This window comes from Streptomyces sp. NPDC002076 (assembly GCF_053593835.1).
The window spans coordinates 184,377-201,658 of the sequence record NZ_JBSFDI010000001.1; the positions used below are offsets into that span (position 1 = coordinate 184,377).

Genomic DNA, 17,282 nt, shown 5'->3' on the forward strand with positions numbered 1-17,282 from the left:
GATAGGCTGGGCGCATGACAAGCGAGCTGCTCGACCGGGCCCTCATCGAGGAGGCCTGCAAGAAGTCCGGCCTCATCTGGGTCAGGGGTGCCGGGGCCTCCGCCGCGCGTGCGCTGTGGCACGTGTGGCACGAGGGCGCGGTGTGCCTGGTCGGGGGCGGGCCCGGTGAGCAGCCGCTGGAGGGGCTGGTCGACGGGGGCACCGCCGAGGTGACGGTGCGCAGCAAGGACAAGGGCGGGCGGCTGGTGACGTTCCCCGCGACCGTGTCCGAGCTGTCCTCCGGCTCCGAGGAGTGGGAGGCGGCCGTCGCCGAGCTGAAGGGCAAGCGCCTGAACGCCCCCGACGGCGAGGAGATGCCGGCCCGCTGGGCCCGCGAGTGCCGGGTGCTGCGCCTGGTTCCGGCGGGGTCCGGGGTGCCGTTGCCTGCCGGCAGCCTGGCGGAGGCTCCTGTGCCGACGCCGGCGACCACGCGCCGACCGGTGCCCGCGGGCCTGCCGAAGCTTCTCGCCAAGCGCCGGAAGCGACGGTAGCGCAGAACCCTGCTCAGCCCACCCCTGAGCGGACCCGTCCGAACGCCTACGACGCCGGCAGCTGCTGCCCGTAATCCACGGTCTCACCCTTCGCGGGCTCGGCGACAGCGAAGTCCTTACCCCAGTCCGAGAAGCTGAGCGTGCCCGCGCCGCCGCCGCGGACCAGGCGGAGGGGATACGGGGTGCCCTCGAGGGAGACGTCGAGGCTGCCGCCGGAGCCCTTGTCGCCGGTGATGCGGATGGTGCGGGTACCCGCGTCGTCGTGGTGACCGTCCGTCGCCAGTGTTCCGTGCAGGCTGAGCAGTCCGTCGAGGAGGACGTCCTTGTCCGTGAAGCCGCTGAACTTCCGGTACGCGGGGTCCCCCTGCGGCACCTTCACATACTTGCCGTTCAGCTTCTCGCCCGCGCCGTCGGCGCCGTTCCTGCCGCCGGCCTGGTTCCAGAAGTCCGCGTCGGCCTTCAGGTACAGCTGCTTCCCGACCCGCAGCAGCTTGAAGGTCGCCCCCCTCGAGGTCACGGAGCCGGTCCCGCCGTCGGCCTTCAGCCGCATGTCCAGCTGGTACGTGCGGCCGCTGGTGACCACGGTGCCGGACAGCCGTACCGCCGACGCGCCCTGGGCGGCCGACCGGGTCTTCGCCTGGATCTCGCCGGCGGGCAGCTTGCCCACGCCGTTCGTCCCCGCGTCCGGATCCTCGGCGCCGCACCCGGTCAGCACCGCCGTCCCCGTCACGGCGCCGACGCAGATCGCGGCGACCAGCGCGGCCCGGCGGGTACGGCCCTGGGGAATCGCAGTCACAGGTGGGGTCGCCTTTCTGACGGTTCCTGAGCGGTGCACGGCAGCGTACCGGTGCCCCGGCCACCCGGCGGAGCCAGTCCGTCCGGACCCCCCACCGGGGCGTGTTCGACCGGTACGGGCTAGCCTGAAGCGCACCCGAGCGGGCAAATCCGAGCAATTCACTGATCTATTCACAAAGAAAGCGGAACACCCCACCAAAGGGCGATTCCCAGGCAACGTCAGCAGAGGAAGCAGAGCCATGGCAGCCGGCGCCCCCCGGATCTTCGTCTCGCACCTCGCCGGGGTCCCCGTCTTCGACCCGAACGGCGACCAGGTGGGCCGTGTGCGCGACCTGGTCGTGATGCTGCGCGTGGGCCGCAAGCCCCCGCGCCTCCTCGGGCTGGTCGTCGAACTGACCACCCGGCGCCGTATCTTCCTGCCCATGACCCGGGTCACCGGTGTCGAGTCCGGGCAGGTCATCATCACCGGCGTGATGAACGTCCGGCGCTTCGAGCAGCGGCCCACCGAGCGGCTGGTCTTCGGCGAGCTGCTGGACCGGCGGGTGACGCTGGTGGAGACCCGCGAGGAGGTCACCGTCCTCGACGTGTCCGTGCAGCAGCTGCCGGCCCGCCGCGACTGGGAGATCGACCGCGTCTTCGTCCGCAAGGGCAAGAAGGCGAGCGCCTTCCGGCGGGCCAAGGGCGAGACGCTGACCGTCGAGTGGTCGGCCGTCACCGGCTTCTCCCTGGAGGAGCACGGCCAGGGCGCCGAGAGCCTGCTCGCCACCTTCGAGCAGCTGCGCCCCGCCGACCTCGCCAACGTCCTGCACCACCTCTCCCCCAAGCGCCGCGCCGAGGTCGCCGCCGCCCTGGACGACGACCGGCTGGCCGACGTACTGGAAGAACTGCCGGAGGACGACCAGATCGAGATCCTCGGCAAGCTGAAGGAGGAGCGCGCGGCGGACGTCCTGGAGGCCATGGACCCCGACGACGCGGCCGACCTGCTCGGCGAACTGCCCGAGGAGGACAAGGAACGGCTGCTGAGCCTGATGCAGCCGGGCGACGCGGCCGACATGCGCCGGCTGATGTCGTACGAGGAGCACACGGCCGGCGGTCTGATGACCACCGAGCCGATCGTGCTGCGCCCGGACGCCACCGTCGCCGACGCGCTCGCCAGGGTCCGCAACCCCGACCTCTCCCCCTCGCTCGCCGCCCAGGTCTACGTCTGCCGACCACCGGACGAGACCCCGACCGGCAAGTACCTGGGCACGGTCCACTTCCAGCGGCTGCTGCGCGAGCCGCCCTACTCCCTCGTCAGCTCCATCGTCGACACCGACCTGCAGCCGCTCGACCCGGATGCGGCGCTGCGCCTCATCGCCGGGTTCTTCGCCACGTACGACATGGTCGCCGCGCCCGTGGTGGACGAGTCCGGGTCGCTGCTCGGCGCGGTCACCGTGGACGACGTACTGGACCACATGCTGCCCGAGGACTGGCGCGAGACGGAGTTCCACCTGAACGACGAGAACGAGGGGGTGGGCAGCTATGGCTCCTGAGCGTGACACCGCGACCCGCGAGCGCAACCCGGTGGGCGCCACCGCCGCCACCCGGCCCCGGGCACCCAGGCTGGACCAGCCGCGCCCGCCGCGCCGCCGGATCATCCCCGAGTGGGACCCGGAGGCCTTCGGCCGGCTGTCGGAGCGCATCGCCCGCTTCCTGGGCACGGGACGCTTCATCGTCTGGATGACGATCGTCATCATCGTCTGGGTGCTGTGGAACATCGCCGCGCCCCGCCATCTGCGCTTCGACGAATACCCGTTCATCTTCCTGACCCTGGCGCTGTCCCTGCAGGCCTCCTACGCGGCCCCGCTGATCCTGCTCGCGCAGAACAGGCAGGACGACCGCGACCGGGTCAACCTGGAGCAGGACCGCAAGCAGAACGAGCGGTCCATCGCCGACACCGAGTACCTGACCCGGGAGATCGCCGCACTGCGCTTGGGACTGGGCGAGGTCGCGACCCGCGACTGGATCCGCTCGGAGCTGCAGGACATGGTCAAGGAGCTGGAGCACCGACGGCATCACGACGGGCATGTCCTATTCCCGGCGGAACGGTCAGATCGTTCTCCGGGACGTGACACAGACGACCGCTGAGGGGCATCCCGGACGCCCCTCGGCGCGCCGTACCATCGTTCTTATGGCTACGGAAGACGCGGTGCGCGAGGCACTGGCGACGGTGAACGACCCCGAGATCAACCGACCCATCACCGAACTGGGGATGGTCAAATCGGTGGAGATCGGGGAGGACGGCGCGGTCGCGGTCACCGTGTACCTGACGGTCTCCGGCTGCCCCATGCGCGACACGATCACCCAGCGTGTCACCGAGGCGGTGTCCCGGGTCGAGGCCGTCACCCGTGTCGACGTCACCCTCGACGTGATGAGCGACGAGCAGCGCAAGGAGCTGACGGCGGCCCTGCGCGGCGGCCAGGCCGAACGCGAGGTCCCCTTCGCCAAGCCCGGCAACCTCACCCGCGTCTACGCGGTCGCCTCCGGCAAGGGCGGCGTCGGCAAGTCCTCGGTGACGGTGAACCTGGCGGCCGCCATGGCCGCCGACGGCCTGAAGGTGGGCGTCGTCGACGCGGACATCTACGGCCACAGCGTGCCGCGCATGCTGGGCGCGGACGGCCGTCCCACCCAGGTCGAGAACATGATCATGCCGCCGTCTGCGAACGGCGTGAAGGTCATCTCCATCGGCATGTTCACCCCGGGCAACGCCCCGGTCGTCTGGCGCGGCCCGATGCTCCACCGCGCCCTCCAGCAGTTCCTCGCGGACGTGTACTGGGGCGACCTGGACGTCCTCCTCCTGGACCTCCCGCCCGGCACGGGTGACATCGCCATCTCCGTGGCCCAGCTGATCCCGAACGCCGAGATCCTGGTCGTCACGACGCCTCAGCAGGCGGCGGCCGAGGTCGCCGAGCGCGCCGGTTCCATCGCGGTCCAGACGCACCAGAAGATCGTCGGCGTGGTCGAGAACATGTCCGGGCTGCCCTGCCCGCACTGCGGCGAGATGGTCGACGTCTTCGGCACCGGCGGCGGCCAGGTGGTCGCCGACGGCCTCACCCGCACCACGGGTACGACGGTCCCGGTCCTCGGCAACATCCCGATCGACGTCCGCCTCCGCGAGGGCGGCGACGAGGGCAAGCCGGTGGTCCTGACCGACCCGGACTCCCCGGCGGGCAGCGCGCTGAGGTCGATCGCCGGGAAGCTGGGCGGCCGCCAGCGGGGTCTTTCGGGCCTGTCGCTGGGGATCACCCCGAAGAACAAGTTCTAGCGGCCCTACGGCGAAGGGGCGCCGAGAACAACCGGCGCCCCTCAGTCATGCGTAGGCGGCAACGTCCTTCACCACGGCGAACCCAAGCCCGTACGCGCTCATTCCCCGCCCGTACGCACCCAGGTGCACCCCCGCCTCCGTGGTACCGGCGAGCACCCACCCGAACTCCGACTCCCGGTAATAGAAGGAGGCCGCAACCCCGTCCACCGGCAGAGAGAGCCGACTCCACTCCGGCCCCTCCAGATCGTCGGCCAAAGCCCATGCGGTCTCGGTCTGCTGCTCCAGCCAGTCGTCCCGCAGGCTGTGGTCCATCTGCGCGGGCCAGGTGAACGACAGCAGCCCCACCCCGGCCAGCCACGCCGCCGAGGAGACCGACGTGGCCTCCAGCAGCCCCGTGCCGTCGGCGCTCCTCCGGGACGGCTGTGCGGCCACGGTGACGACCACCGCGAACTTCTCCCGCGGCTCACCTGCGGCGCCGGCCTCGCCCCGTACGGAGGGCTCGTCGCCGTGCCCGATCGAACCGTGCTCGACGGCACCGTCGGCCGCCGTACCGACCTGCATCAGCCAGCGCGGCCCGGTGAACGCCTCGTCGAGGCCATACCACGGGAAGGGTGCCTGCAGATAACCGTCGATCGTACGCCGGGCGAAGGGGAGCTGTTGCGCACCCTCCGCGGCCGGCGCCTGCGCGCCCACCCGACTCGTCGTCTCCATCTGCCCGGACGCCTCCTCGCTCTCGTCGGACCGGGATGGCCCGCCCCCCTTCGGGCGTACTCGCCGGTCCGCACAACAACTCGGCAGCATATCCACACTGGTGAGAGCCGCAGGGCAGGCGCTGGATGCGTGGGTCGCGCGAACGGCCTGTTCAAGCCGTGTGCGAGGGGTGCGCGCTATGAAACGCGTCACGTGCGCGGCGTACGCCCGCGTGCGCGTGTCGGCGCCGGGGCGTGCGCCTAGGTGGCGTCCGCGTCGAAGGGCGGCCGCTCGTGCTTGCCGGGCTCCTCCGGCTTCTTGGTCATGTCGATCCGCCCCGAGGGGGCCGAACCCGAAGAAGACACGGAGGAGGGGGAGGACGAGGACGCTTCGCTCTCCCGCCCGTTTACGGCGTCCGTGACCTCGGCCATCTCCTTCTTCAGGTCGAAGCCGTTGCGGATCTCCTTGAGGCCCAGCTCGTCGTTGTCCAGCTGCTTGCGGATGAACGTCTTGGGGTTGAGGTCCTCGAACTCGAAGTCCTTGAACTCCGGACCCAGTTCGCTGCGGATGTCCTGCTTGGCGCTCTCCGAGAACTCGCGGATCTTCCGGATCGTGCGCGTGACGTCCTGGATGACCTTCGGGAGCTTGTCCGGACCGAAGACGAGCACGGCGAGCACAATGATCGTCACCAGCTCCAGTGGTCCTATGTCATTGAACACCTGACGCTCCTTGCGATGTCCTCGGTCGCTCAACGGTACCCGGCGTTCCTGTCCGACCGGTACCGTCCCGAGGTGAGACTTCTGTCAGTTCTGCTCCGCCGCGCCCAGTCGGAGCGGGACCTCCTGGTCCGTGCCGTCGCGCCGGACCGTCAGCCGCAGCCGGTCACCGGGCCGGTGGCTGCGGATCTTGACGATCAGCTCCTCGGCCGTGTGCACACGCTGCCCGTCGACCTCGGTGATGATGTCGCCCGCCTTGAGACCGGCTCGCGCACCGGGGCCGCCCCGGGTCACGGCGGGGCCGCCGTCCGCGCTCCTGCCGTCGATACGGGCGCCGTCGCCGGTGTACGCCATGTCGAGCGTGACGCCGATCACCGGGTGGGTCGCGTGGCCGTCGTTGATGAGTTCCTCGGCGACACGCCTGGCCTGGTTCACGGGGATGGCGAAGCCCAGTCCGATGGAGCCGGCCTGTTCGCTCTCCGAGTCGGAGCCGCCGTCGGCGGAACGAATGGCCGAGTTGATGCCGATGACCTGGGCCCGTGAGTCGAGCAGCGGTCCACCGGAGTTGCCCGGATTGATGGGGGCGTCGGTCTGCAGCGCGTCGACGTACGAGACGTCGCTCCCGTCGCCCTTCTCCCCGCCGGCCGTGATGGGCCGCTCCTTGGCACTGATGATGCCGGAGGTGACGGTGTTGGCGAGGTCGAAGGGGGCGCCGATGGCGACGACGGGGTCACCGACCTGGACGTCGTCGGAGTTGCCGAGGGGCAGCGGGGTGAGCCCGTGCACCCCGTGGACCTGGACGACGGCGAGGTCGTAGCCGCTGTCGTGGCCGACCACCTTGGCCTTGATCGTGTCGCCGCTGCTGAACGTCACGGATATCTCGCCGCCTGATCCGGCCGGCGCGACGACGTGGTTGTTGGTGAGGATGTGCCCCTGGGTGTCGAGCACGAAGCCGGTGCCGGTGTCCGACTGGTCGGTGCCGTTGACATGAAGGGTGACGACGCTGGGCAGCGAGCGGGCGGCTATCCCGGCCACGCTGTACGGCGCCCGCCCGACGGGCACGTGCCCGGCCTGCGGCAGATGTATGTCGTCCCCCAGCCCCTGCCGCTGGACCCAGGCGCCGGCCACCCCGCCGATCCCCGCGGAGACGACGGCGACCGCCAGGGTCCACGCGACCAGCAGTCGACGCCCCCGCCGCTTGCGCTGCTCCGCGGTCAGCACCCCGGCACCGGTCTGCTGCAACGCCCCCTGAGCGAACACCTGCTCCTTGGGCGGACCGGTGGCCCAGGGGTCGTACCGCTGACCCGTCTCCGCCGCCGAAAGGGGCGGTAGCGGGGGTCCTGCGGGGGCGGGGAGGCCGGGGGCGGCGGCGTGCGGCCCTGGTGTGGGCGCGGGTGCAGCGGCTACCGGTGGCGCTCCCTGGGCCGTTCCCTGGGCCGTGGTGACCGCGGGGTGCTGTACGGGCGGTGCGGGCGCCCAGGGGCCCGGCTCGCCGTACGGCGGGGTGCTGTAGGGGTCGGGGTCGTGCAACGGCTTCGGCCGCTCGGTGGGAGCCGCCCAGGCGCTGTTCTCGGGCTCGGGCTCGCTCGACGCGGCGGCCGCGGCGGTTCCGTCCGGTTCGGCCCCGTCGGTCACCTTCGGCACCGGCTTGGCCAGCTCGAAGTCCCCGTCGGCCACGGCGCCGGTGGTGTCCACCCCCGGCTGCTCGGCGTCGGTTCGGCCGGTCGGTGTCACATCCGCCGTTCCCTCCGGGGCGTCCTCCGGCGGGACACGGTTGCCCTTGTTCATGCTCTCCCCACGGCTGGCCGCGACCGCGCGCTTCGGCGGTGGCCGCGGAACGTCGACTACGTCCCCGGGTCAACGCCGCGGGAACGGCCCGCACAGATTCAACCAGGTTCGCGGGCCGTGGCGCAGTGGCCGGTCAGGGGGTCTGGCGGGGTGTGGAGGCGGACGGTGCGGGAGCGGGGGTGGTGCCGGGGACGGGGGCGAGCGGCAGTCCGGAGCCGGTCACTCCGGGAAACCTGGACCAGGCGGCGAGCGGGTAGACCACGGTGTCGTCGAGCGGACGTATCAGTGGGGAGACGGCGGCCGCACCGGCCATCACCGGCGCGGTCAGGCCGCGCGTGGCGTCGTCGCCCCGGATCCCGCCGGTGCCGGGCGCCGGCAGGCCGGGCACCAGTGGCGCGGTCATCGACGTCGGGACGGCCGGCGACGGTCCGAACCGGGTACCGCCCTGGGCGAGCAGCGGTCCCACCGAGCGGCGGCGCAGGCTGTCGGGCGTGACCGAGCCCGCGCCGGTGCCCGCCGGGCGCGCCGGTATCACATTGCTGCCGGTACCGGTGCCGCCGCGTGGGTCCGCGGTGGTGTCACCGGGGACGGCGGTGGTCACGCCGCCGAGGGCGACCGCGGCCAGCGACACCGCGCCGGCGGCGGCGAACGCGAACCGCAGTCCGCGCGAGGCGGAGCGGCCGTCGTCCGGGCGGCCGACGGGGTGGATGCGGAAGCCGCGCTCCTCGGCGGCCGGGACCGGGCTGCCCGGATGCGCGGAGCCGTGCGGGCGGGCCGGGACGTAGCCGAACGCGAAGCGCTCGCCGCGCCTCACCCCGAAGACGCCGGAGACTCCCGCCGGCCCGGTGGTCTCGCCGTCACCCGGGCCGCGGCCGAAGAGTCCTCCCCCCGGCGGCGACATGCCGTCGCCGTCCGGGTCACCTCCTCCGGGGAGGCCCTGGAGGCGGGCCAGGAGGCTCGCCGAGGGAGGTGGCGGGGCCGTCTCCGCGAACACGTTCTTCAGTCGGCGCTGGGCGTCCGCCTCCGCCTTGCACCGGGCACAGGTGGCCAGGTGCGCGAGGACCCGCTCACGCGACTCATGACCGAGCTCTCCGTCCACCAGGGCGGAGAGCCGGTCTCCCAGGTGCTGCTCTGCGAGGTGTGCCTCCGCAGGTTTGGGCCGAGATCCACTCACGCGGTCGCGCCCCCTCCCCCCAGAGCGGGGACACGGGCCACGAAGGAGCGGCGCTCGGCCGCGCGGGCCTCCGGGGACCGGTGGGCGAGCGCCTTGCGGAGCTGGGAGCGGCCACGGTGGATACGGGAGCGGACCGTGCCGAGCTTCACGCCGAGGGTGGCGGCGATCTCCTCGTACGACAGTCCCTCGATGTCGCACAGGACGACGGCGGCGCGGAACTCGGGCGCGAGGGTGTCCAGGGCCTGCTGGACGTCGGCGTCGAAGTGCGCGTCGTTGAAGAGCTGCTGCGGGGTGGGCTCGCGGCTGGCCAGGCGCTCGGCCGCGTCCTCGCCGAGGGCGTCGAAGCGGATGCGCTGCTTGCGCCGGACCATGTCCAGGAACAGGTTGGTGGTGATGCGGTGCAGCCAGCCCTCGAAGGTGCCCGGCGAGTACGTCGACAGGGAGCGGAAGACACGGACGAAGACCTCCTGGGTGAGGTCCTCGGCGTCGTGCTGATTGCCCGTCAGGCGGTAGGCGAGCCGGTAGACCCGGCCGCTGTGCGTGCTGACGATCTCCTCCCACGTGGGCGGAGTCCACGCCTGCCCGTCCGCGTCGGTGGAGAAGGTCGCGGTCTGGGGGGCCTCGCCTGCGGCGAGACCGGCGTGGTGGTCAGCAGCGGTGTCGGTCACGGATTTCGGCCTGCCCGCCGACCCGAGGAAGCGCCGCAGCACTCCACCCCGGTCTCCGGGCGCAGCCGCACCTCCCCTGTCAGCTCTGGTGGTGTCCAGTGGAGCCCCTACCATAGCCACCTCGCCCGTTAGCTCCCCATAAGCGGTTTTACAAGAATTTGATCTGGGCTGATACGGCTCATCCGGCCGCGTCAGCAGTTGCTCGGCGTCCCCATCCACCTCTGGCACCCCCGTCTTACCCCCGTCACGTCCCGGGCCACCGTCTCAACCCTTTAAACGCCTGGTCCTATCTGCGGGTTCCCGCCACCAACGGATACAGTCACGCCCAGGCAACCACGGGGACAGGAGAGGGTCATTACCGGCAACCGGCAGACGAGCTGGGCGTTCGCCGACGCCTTTGTCGCCGAGGACGACGCGCTGCGGTGGGCCCGCGACCGGGCCCGCGAGGCAGGGCTGCGCTCGGTGTCGCCCGGCACCGGCGCCGCGCTGCGACTGCTCGCCGCCTCCGTGGACGCGAAGGCGGTCGCGGAGATCGGCACGGGCTGCGGGGTGTCCGGAATCCATCTGCTGCACGGCATGCGCCCGGACGGGGTGCTCACCACGGTCGACCCGGAGCCGGACCACCAGCAGTTCGCCCGGCAGGCCTTCCGCGCCTGCGGTTTCGCCAGCAACCGGGCCCGCTTCATCCCCGGCCGCGCCCTGGACGTGCTGCCCCGGCTCGCGGACGCCGGCTACGACCTCGTCTTCTGCGACGGCGACCGGCTGGAGTACCTGGACTACCTCGCTGAATCGTTGCGCCTGCTGCGGCCGGGCGGTCTGGTGGTGTTCGAGGGCATATTCGCCAACGGCCGTACGGTGGACTCCGGGCCGCAGCCCACGGAGGTACTGCGGCTGCGGGAGCTGCTGCGCGCGGTGCGCGAGAGCCAGGAACTGGTCCCGTCGCTGCTGCCGGTGGGCGACGGTCTCCTGTGCGCGGTCAAGAGGTGAGGCCCGCCGCGGGGTCCGGGAGCGCGACTGCCCCGGCACCGCGTACGATGCCGGGGCAGTCCGAAGGACAGGATCGCTGGGACGTCAGACGACGACCTTCTTGAGGGCGTCGCCGAGCGCCTCGGCCTCGTCAGGGGTCAGCTCGACGACGAGTCGACCGCCGCCTTCGAGCGGAACGCGCATGACGATGCCCCGCCCCTCCTTGGTCACCTCGAGCGGGCCATCACCCGTCCGCGGCTTCATGGCCGCCATGCTCGTTCCCCTTCCTGAAACCAGCTCATCGTCTGCCGAGAGCCCTGGGAGGGCATCCGCGGTTCCGAAACGGACACGCGACACCGGCATCGAACACATTGCTTCCCAGCCATTATCCCGCATCGCAGGACCCGATGACCAACGTCAGTCGGCATCGCTTGAGCAACGCGCGCGAGCAAAACCACCCAATTCGGCGATGTGGCTGCGATACTGCACCGCCGCACCGACATCAACCGGCCGACTCCGCTCCGGTTTTCTTTGACGCAGGTCACACGTCGGGTCCGGTCCTTCGGTGGCGATCTCCGCCATGCTGTCCTTCGTACAGAGACGTACTGAGCGGTACGTCACCCGCGAACCGGAGGGGATGCGCCATGGCCGACACCGTGCTCTACGAGGTGAGCGACGGACTCGCGACGATCACGCTGAACCGCCCCGAGGCGATGAACGCGCTGAACATCGCGACCAAGGTCGCGCTGCGGGAGGCGGCGGAATCCGCGGCCGGGGACACGGCCGTACGGGCGATCCTGCTGACGGCGGCCGGGGACCGGGCGTTCTGCGTCGGCCAGGACCTCAAGGAGCACATCGGGCTGCTCGCGGCGGACCGTGAGACCGGGTCCGGGCAGACGATGAGCACGGTCAAGGAGCACTACAACCCGATCGTGCGGGCCCTCGCCGGGGCGCCCAAGCCGGTGGTCGCCGCGGTGAACGGGGTCGCGGCCGGGGCCGGCTTCGGCTTCGCCCTCGCCGCGGACTACCGGCTGGTCGCCGACACGGCCGCCTTCAACACCTCCTTCGCGGGCGTAGCCCTGACCGCCGACTCCGGGATCTCCTGGACCCTGCCCCGGGTGATCGGCCCGAGCCGCGCTGCCGACCTGCTGCTCTTCCCGCGCAGCATCAGCGCCCAGGACGCGCTGGAGCTGGGCATCGCCAACCGGGTCGTCCCCGCGGCCGAGCTGCGCGCCGAGGCCGAGAAGACGGCGCGGGCGCTGGCCGAGGGCCCGACGGTGGCGTACGCGGCCATCAAGGAGGCGGTGGCCTACGGCCTCACGCACTCCCTCTCCGAGACCCTGGACAAGGAGGACGACCTGCAGACCCGCGCCGGCCAGTCCGAGGACCACGCGATCGCCGTACAGGCATTCGTGAACAAGGAGAAGCCGAAGTACCTGGGCCGGTGACGCGCCACCCGGCCCGGTGAACCCCGACCACCGCCGCGTCCGTCGGGGCGGCCGGACCGGCGGCGCCATGATGCCTTCGGCGCTGCCCTGCCGCATGCCGACGGGCCGAACGGCGGCCAGCGGCCGGCGGCGGCAACGCGGGCCCGTGCGGCCACGGCCCTGGCGCGCGATGCGCAGGTCCTCCATCCCGACCAGGCGGCCGGGTGGGCAGCAGACCGCTGGCAGCAACAGCGGACCAGGCGACGGCACGCCAGCAGCAACGACCGCGAACCGGGCGACCCCGGAACCCGACGCGCACAGCCACCGCACCGGCCAAGCGGTCGGACCCGCGACACACCTCTACGACGAAGTCCGCATCCTCCATCTCGCCCGCCTCGTCGTGCCAGAGGAAGACGCGCACGGGCCGGCCGGCAACGACGCCGAACCGGACGCCGGCAGCAACAGCGGACCGGGCGGTCCTGGCGCGCGCGATGCGCAGGGGCCGCCACGTCGGCCAGGCGGTCGGGCCGGGCGGCCGGCTCGGGGGCTAGCGTGCGATGAGCAGGGACTCCGCACCCACCGGGCGGTAGCCCGCCGACTGGAAGGCGCGGATGCTGCGGGCGTTGCCCGCGGCCTGTTGCGACCAGATCCAGTGGCCCGGGGGAATGAGGTGCCGGGCGGCTGTGGCCAGAGCCCGGCCCAGCCCCCGGTGCCGCACGGCCTCGTCCACCTCGACCGCCGTCTCCCAGCGGCCCGCCACGCCCCGCCCGAGGACGACCACTCCGCCGTCCGTCGCCCAGACGCGCACGTCGTCCCGGCGCTTACGGGCGCTGTGCACGCGCGGATGGTCCGGGTCGGTCAGTTCGCGCAGGTCCACCGGGGGATCACCGGGCAGGGAGCTCGCCACGGTGAGCAGATCGACGCAGTCCGTCGTGCGTCCCGTGCGGGCCAGGAACGCGGCCAGGAAGCGGGGGTTCATCGCCGCCGCCAGCTCGTCGCAGTCGAGGGATGCGAGCGTGCTGTGCACCCACTGCGGGTCCTCGTCGGTGAACACCACCGAGTGCGCGGTGAACGCGATCGCCCCGGCGTCGCGGTGGCTCGGCTGCGGCACCACGGTCGTTCCGCCGTCGGGCGCCGGGAAGCGCCCCTGCGCCGCCGCGTCCAGGATGTCGGCCAGGGTCGGGGTCACGGCGGTCAGGCGCCCGCTCCTCTCGCCACGCACGTCTCCAGGTGGTCGTCGACCAGACCGCAGGCCTGCATCAGCGCGTACGCCGTCGTCGGGCCGACGAATCTGAGGCCCCGCTTCTTCAGCGCCTTCGACAGCGCCGTGGACTCCGGGGTCACGGCCGGGACGTCGGAGACGTTCTTCGGGGCCGGGCGGCCGGCCGGGTCCGGGGCGTGGGACCAGATCAGCTCGTCCAGTTCGCCCTCCGCCCAGTCGGCGAGCACGCGCGCGTTGGCGAGCGTGGCGTCGATCTTGGCGCGGTTGCGGATGATCCCCTCGTCCGCCAGCAGGCGCTCGCGGTCCTCGTCGGTGAACGCGGCGACCTTCTCGATCCGGAAGCCGGAGAAAGCCGCACGGAATCCCTCGCGGCGGCGCAGGATCGTGATCCAGGACAGGCCCGACTGGAAGGCCTCCAGGCTGATCCGCTCGAAGAGGGCGTCGTCGCCGTGGACCGGGCGGCCCCACTCCTCGTCGTGGTACGACACATAGTCGTCGGTGGACAGGGCCCAGGGGCAGCGCAGCGCGCCGTCCGGCCCGGCGAGGGCGGCGCCGTCGCTCATCGCTGGTCCTCGGGGTGATCGGGCTTCTCCATGTGGACGTGTGCGGCCGCGGCTCTGGCGCCGGCCAGCGCCGACTCCAGGTCGGCGATGCGGGCGTCCCGCTCGGCGAGTTCGGCGCCGAGCCGGCCGAGGACGTCGTCGACGTCCGCCATGCGGTAGCCGCGCGGGGCGACCGGGAAGCGCACGCTGTCCACGTCGGCGCGGTTCACCGGGCGGTCCGGGGGCAGCGGGTCCTGCAGCCGCTCCGGTGCCACCTCGGGCAGCGGGCCGCTGCCGCCACCACCCACCACGCCGAGTGCCACCGCGGCGACCACGACGGCCAGCGCGACGACCAGGAACAAGAACATCACCATCGCCAGGGTCCCCATGCTCTCTGCCGGACACTCCGCCGGACGTCGAAGGTCTCCGTCGAACCTCTCAGGGTCCGATCGTGCCATGCGAGTCTGACAGTTAGGGTCACAGGCGGCCGTGCTGCGGAACGTACTAGGAGAGGTCACAGCGGATGCTCAGGCTGGGCAGGCGGGAATTCGGGCCCCATGAGCCGGTGATCATGGCGATCGTGAACCGGACTCCGGACTCCTTCTACGACCAAGGAGCCACGTTCCGTGACGAGCCGGCCCTCGCGCGCGTGGAGCAGGCGGTGGCCGAGGGCGCCGCGATCATCGACATCGGCGGGGTGAAGGCCGGGCCGGGCGAGGAGGTCACGGCCGAGGAGGAGGCGCGGCGGACGGTCGGCTTCGTGGCGGAGGTACGGCGGCGCTTCCCGGACGTGATCATCAGCGTGGACACCTGGCGGGCCGAGGTCGGCGAGGCGGTGTGCGAGGCGGGCGCGGATCTGCTGAACGACGCGTGGGGTGGCGTCGACCCGGGACTCGCTCAGGTCGCCGCGCGGTACGGGGTGGGGCTGGTGTGCACGCACGCGGGTGGCGTGCAGCCGCGCACGCGTCCGCATCGGGTGACGTACGACGATGTGATGGCCGACATCCTCGATGTCACCGTGGGTCTGGCCGAGCGGGCGGTCGCGCTCGGGGTGCCGCGTGAGTCGGTGCTGATCGATCCCGGGCACGACTTCGGGAAGAACACGCGGCACAGCCTGGAGGCGACGCGGCGGCTGGACGAGATGGTCGCCACGGGGTGGCCGGTGCTGGTGTCGCTGTCCAACAAGGACTTCGTCGGGGAGACGCTGGACCGGCCGGTGAAGGAACGGTTGATCGGTACGCTGGCGACGACCGCGGTGTCCGCGTGGCTCGGGGCGCAGGTGTACCGGGTGCACGAGGTGGCCGAGACGCGTCAGGTGCTGGACATGGTCGCGTCCATCGCCGGGCACCGGGTCCCCGCGGTGGCCCGGCGGGGTCTGGCTTAGGTACCAGGGGGCTCGGCCCCCTGGACCCCCGTCCGCGAGGCCCCGCGCAGGCGGCCCGCTAGCGGCCCGCCTCCTTCGACACCAGTGCCACCGCTTCCTCCACCTCGTCCGTGACGTGGAACAGCAGCAGGTCCTTCTCCGCGGCCTTGCCCTGGGCGACCAGGGTGTTCTTCAGCCAGGACACCAGGCCGCCCCAGTACTCGCTGCCGAAGAGGACGATCGGGAAGCGGGTGACCTTCTGGGTCTGGACCAGGGTCAGCGCCTCGAAGAGTTCGTCGAGGGTGCCGAGACCGCCGGGCAGGACCACGAAACCCTGCGCGTACTTCACGAACATCATCTTGCGGACGAAGAAGTAGCGGAAGTTCAGGCCGATGTCGACATAGGGGTTCAGGCCCTGCTCGAAGGGCAGTTCGATGCCGAGCCCGACCGAGACGCCGCCCGCCTCGCACGCGCCCCGGTTGGCCGCCTCCATCGCGCCCGGCCCGCCGCCCGTGATCACGGCCCAGCCCGCCTCCACCAGGCCCCGGCCGAGCCGCACCCCGGCGTCGTACTCCGGCGAGTCCACCGGCGTACGCGCCGAGCCGAACACGCTGATGGCGGGCGGGAGTTCGGCCAGTGTGCCGAAGCCCTCGATGAACTCCGACTGGATGCGCAGCACGCGCCAGGGGTCGGTGTGGACCCAGTCCGAGGGGCCGCCGGCGTCCAGCAGCCGCTGGTCCGTCGTGCTCGCCGTCACCTGTCCTCGTCGGCGGAGGACCGGTCCCAGACGCTGCTCGTCCGGCGGGATCTTCTTCCCCTCGGGGTTGCCGGTAGGCATGTGCGCTCCCTCCGCTCGGGGGTGGTTCCACCTCAGCGTAGATCCACGCCGGTTACGGAGGGGGGACATGTGTATGTCCGGCACGCGTGCGCCGTACGGGCGTCCTACGACGTCCTATGCGGTGAGCCAGGTGCGCAGCCGTTCCTCGCCCGCCAGGATCTTCGCCGTCTCCACGCGCTCGTCGCGCTTGTGGGCCAAGTGCGGGTTGCCCGGGCCGTAGTTGACGGCCGGGATGCCGAGCGCGGAGAAGCGGGAGACGTCCGTCCAGCCGTACTTGGGGCGCGGGATGCCGCCCACCGCCTCGATGAAGGCGGCGGCTGCCGGGTGGGAGAGGCCGGGCAGCGCGCCGCCGCTGTGGTCGTCGACCACGAACTCCGTCACGCCGCAGTCCGCGAACACCTCGCGGACGTGCGCGATCGCCTCCTCCTCCGTGCGGTCGGGGGCGTAGCGGAAGTTGACCGTCACCACGCACTCGTCGGGGATGACGTTGCCGGCGACCCCGCCGCTGATGCGCACGGCGTTCAGGCCCTCTCGGTACTCCAGGCCGTCGATAACCGGGTAGCGGGGCTCGTAGGACGCCAGGCGGGCCAGGATGGGCGCCGCCGCGTGGATAGCGTTGGAGCCCATCCAGGAGCGCGCCGAGTGGGCCCGCTCGCCGCTCGTCCTCAGCAGCATGCGCAGGGTGCCCTGGCAGCCGCCCTCGACCTCGCCGTCGGAGGGCTCCAGCAGGACCGCGAAGTCCCCCTCCAGCCACTCCGGGTGGGCCACGGCCACGTGCTTGAGGCCGTTGAGCTCGGCGGCGACCTCCTCGTTGTCGTAGAAGACGAACGTCAGGTCGCGGTTGGGGGCGGGGACCGTGGCCGCGATGCGCAGTTGCACCGCGACGCCCGACTTCATGTCGCAGGTGCCGCAGCCCCACAGCACGCCGTCCTCGTCCAGGCGGGCGGGCACGTTGTCCGCGATCGGGACCGTGTCGATGTGGCCGGCCAGGATCACGCGCTCGGCGCGGCCCAGGTTCGTGCGGGCGATCACGTTGTTGCCATAGCGGTCGACCGTCAGGTGCGGCAGGGCGCGCAGGGCGGTCTCGATCGCGTCCGCGAGCGGCTTCTCGGTGCCGCTCTCGGACGGGAAGTCCACGAGCTGCGCGGTGAGCGCTGCGGCGTCGAGCGTGAGGTCAAGCGAGGTGTCGGCCATGGCGTCGACCCTAGCGCGCCGCTCACCGGGGCCGGCGGGTAAGCGCTGTCCGGTAACCCCCGGTG

At 72.0% G+C, this 17,282-nt stretch carries 20 protein-coding genes; 7 read left to right on the forward strand and 13 right to left on the reverse strand.

Annotated features, from left to right (window positions below; genetic code table 11):
* The first annotated feature begins 14 nt into the window (after positions 1-14).
* Positions 15-530: a hypothetical protein gene (locus ACWCQS_RS00850; RefSeq protein WP_451002487.1), complete on the forward strand. Its 516-nt coding sequence runs from the start codon at positions 15-17 to the stop codon at positions 528-530.
* Between the two features lie 46 nt (positions 531-576).
* Here ACWCQS_RS00850 and ACWCQS_RS00855 read toward each other — a convergent pair whose 3' ends face one another.
* A complete protein-coding gene (locus ACWCQS_RS00855; RefSeq protein ID WP_451002488.1) occupies positions 577-1,326 on the reverse strand; it encodes a hypothetical protein in 750 nt (249 codons plus the stop codon).
* A 238-nt stretch (positions 1,327-1,564) separates the two neighbouring features.
* On the opposite strand from ACWCQS_RS00855, the gene ACWCQS_RS00860 reads away from it, so the two are divergent.
* The 3 genes from ACWCQS_RS00860 to ACWCQS_RS00870 are packed head-to-tail and all read left to right on the forward strand — an operon-like array spanning position 1,565 to position 4,629.
* The gene (locus ACWCQS_RS00860) at positions 1,565-2,857 is read left to right on the forward strand and encodes a magnesium transporter MgtE N-terminal domain-containing protein (RefSeq protein ID WP_451002489.1); all 1,293 of its coding nucleotides are present in this window, start codon (positions 1,565-1,567) and stop codon (positions 2,855-2,857) included.
* Positions 2,847-3,452 carry a DUF1003 domain-containing protein gene (locus ACWCQS_RS00865; protein WP_451002490.1) on the forward strand — a complete coding sequence of 202 codons (606 nt, stop codon included), beginning with the start codon at positions 2,847-2,849 and terminating at the stop codon, positions 3,450-3,452. Before ACWCQS_RS00860 ends, ACWCQS_RS00865 begins: the two co-directional genes overlap by 11 nt.
* Positions 3,453-3,495: 43 nt before the next feature.
* Positions 3,496-4,629 carry an Mrp/NBP35 family ATP-binding protein gene (locus ACWCQS_RS00870; protein ID WP_451002491.1) on the forward strand — a complete coding sequence of 378 codons (1,134 nt, stop codon included), beginning with the start codon at positions 3,496-3,498 and terminating at the stop codon, positions 4,627-4,629.
* 45 nt (positions 4,630-4,674) lie between these two features.
* Here the strand turns inward: ACWCQS_RS00870 and ACWCQS_RS00875 are convergent, their stop codons facing one another.
* The 5 genes from ACWCQS_RS00875 to sigE form a co-directional block, all read right to left on the reverse strand.
* Positions 4,675-5,340, reverse strand: a complete 666-nt coding sequence (locus tag ACWCQS_RS00875) for a hypothetical protein (protein WP_451002492.1) — start codon at positions 5,338-5,340, stop codon at positions 4,675-4,677.
* 239 nt (positions 5,341-5,579) lie between these two features.
* A complete protein-coding gene (locus ACWCQS_RS00880; RefSeq protein WP_451002493.1) occupies positions 5,580-6,038 on the reverse strand; it encodes a sec-independent translocase in 459 nt (152 codons plus the stop codon).
* Between the two features lie 84 nt (positions 6,039-6,122).
* Positions 6,123-7,823 carry a S1C family serine protease gene (locus ACWCQS_RS00885; RefSeq protein ID WP_451002494.1) on the reverse strand — a complete coding sequence of 567 codons (1,701 nt, stop codon included), beginning with the start codon at positions 7,821-7,823 and terminating at the stop codon, positions 6,123-6,125.
* A gap of 133 nt (positions 7,824-7,956) precedes the next feature.
* Positions 7,957-8,997 (reverse strand): zf-HC2 domain-containing protein, encoded by a 1,041-nt coding sequence (locus ACWCQS_RS00890; RefSeq protein ID WP_451002495.1) that lies wholly within the window; start codon positions 8,995-8,997, stop codon positions 7,957-7,959.
* On the reverse strand, positions 8,994-9,707 hold the full coding sequence (gene sigE / locus ACWCQS_RS00895; protein ID WP_451002496.1) for an RNA polymerase sigma factor SigE: 714 nt from the start codon (positions 9,705-9,707) through the stop codon (positions 8,994-8,996). Before sigE ends, ACWCQS_RS00890 begins: the two co-directional genes overlap by 4 nt.
* Positions 9,708-9,953: 246 nt before the next feature.
* Between sigE and ACWCQS_RS00900 the strand changes: the two genes are divergently transcribed.
* Positions 9,954-10,652: an O-methyltransferase gene (locus tag ACWCQS_RS00900; RefSeq protein ID WP_451002997.1), complete on the forward strand. Its 699-nt coding sequence runs from the start codon at positions 9,954-9,956 to the stop codon at positions 10,650-10,652.
* Between the two features lie 84 nt (positions 10,653-10,736).
* Here ACWCQS_RS00900 and ACWCQS_RS00905 read toward each other — a convergent pair whose 3' ends face one another.
* Positions 10,737-10,904, reverse strand: a complete 168-nt coding sequence (locus tag ACWCQS_RS00905) for a DUF3117 domain-containing protein (RefSeq protein ID WP_018544333.1) — start codon at positions 10,902-10,904, stop codon at positions 10,737-10,739.
* Positions 10,905-11,048: 144 nt separating this feature from the next.
* Positions 11,049-11,213 (reverse strand): hypothetical protein, encoded by a 165-nt coding sequence (locus ACWCQS_RS00910; protein ID WP_451002497.1) that lies wholly within the window; start codon positions 11,211-11,213, stop codon positions 11,049-11,051.
* Between the two features lie 62 nt (positions 11,214-11,275).
* Here ACWCQS_RS00910 and chcB point away from each other — a divergent pair, with 62 nt between their 5' ends.
* The gene (gene chcB, locus ACWCQS_RS00915; RefSeq protein ID WP_451002498.1) at positions 11,276-12,079 is read left to right on the forward strand and encodes a 2-cyclohexenylcarbonyl CoA isomerase; all 804 of its coding nucleotides are present in this window, start codon (positions 11,276-11,278) and stop codon (positions 12,077-12,079) included.
* Positions 12,080-12,605: 526 nt separating this feature from the next.
* Here chcB and ACWCQS_RS00920 read toward each other — a convergent pair.
* Genes ACWCQS_RS00920 through ACWCQS_RS00930 form a run of 3 tightly spaced genes read right to left on the reverse strand, consistent with a single transcriptional unit; the run spans position 12,606 to position 14,196 of the window.
* Positions 12,606-13,247 carry a GNAT family N-acetyltransferase gene (locus ACWCQS_RS00920; RefSeq protein WP_451002499.1) on the reverse strand — a complete coding sequence of 214 codons (642 nt, stop codon included), beginning with the start codon at positions 13,245-13,247 and terminating at the stop codon, positions 12,606-12,608.
* 5 nt (positions 13,248-13,252) lie between these two features.
* Positions 13,253-13,843, reverse strand: coding sequence for a DNA-3-methyladenine glycosylase I (locus ACWCQS_RS00925; protein WP_451002500.1), 591 nt, complete (start codon positions 13,841-13,843; stop codon positions 13,253-13,255).
* Entirely contained in the window at positions 13,840-14,196 is a 357-nt protein-coding gene (locus ACWCQS_RS00930) for a DivIVA domain-containing protein (protein WP_388621060.1), read from the reverse strand. Before ACWCQS_RS00930 ends, ACWCQS_RS00925 begins: the two co-directional genes overlap by 4 nt.
* A gap of 149 nt (positions 14,197-14,345) precedes the next feature.
* Here ACWCQS_RS00930 and folP point away from each other — a divergent pair, with 149 nt between their 5' ends.
* The gene (folP, locus tag ACWCQS_RS00935; protein ID WP_451002501.1) at positions 14,346-15,206 is read left to right on the forward strand and encodes a dihydropteroate synthase; all 861 of its coding nucleotides are present in this window, start codon (positions 14,346-14,348) and stop codon (positions 15,204-15,206) included.
* A gap of 58 nt (positions 15,207-15,264) precedes the next feature.
* On the opposite strand, the gene ACWCQS_RS00940 is transcribed toward folP, so the two are convergent.
* Both ACWCQS_RS00940 and dapE read right to left on the reverse strand, forming a co-directional pair.
* Positions 15,265-16,023: an LOG family protein gene (locus ACWCQS_RS00940; protein WP_351799286.1), complete on the reverse strand. Its 759-nt coding sequence runs from the start codon at positions 16,021-16,023 to the stop codon at positions 15,265-15,267.
* A 114-nt stretch (positions 16,024-16,137) separates the two neighbouring features.
* On the reverse strand, positions 16,138-17,217 hold the full coding sequence (gene dapE / locus ACWCQS_RS00945; protein ID WP_451002502.1) for a succinyl-diaminopimelate desuccinylase: 1,080 nt from the start codon (positions 17,215-17,217) through the stop codon (positions 16,138-16,140).
* Positions 17,218-17,282: the final 65 nt, after the last annotated feature.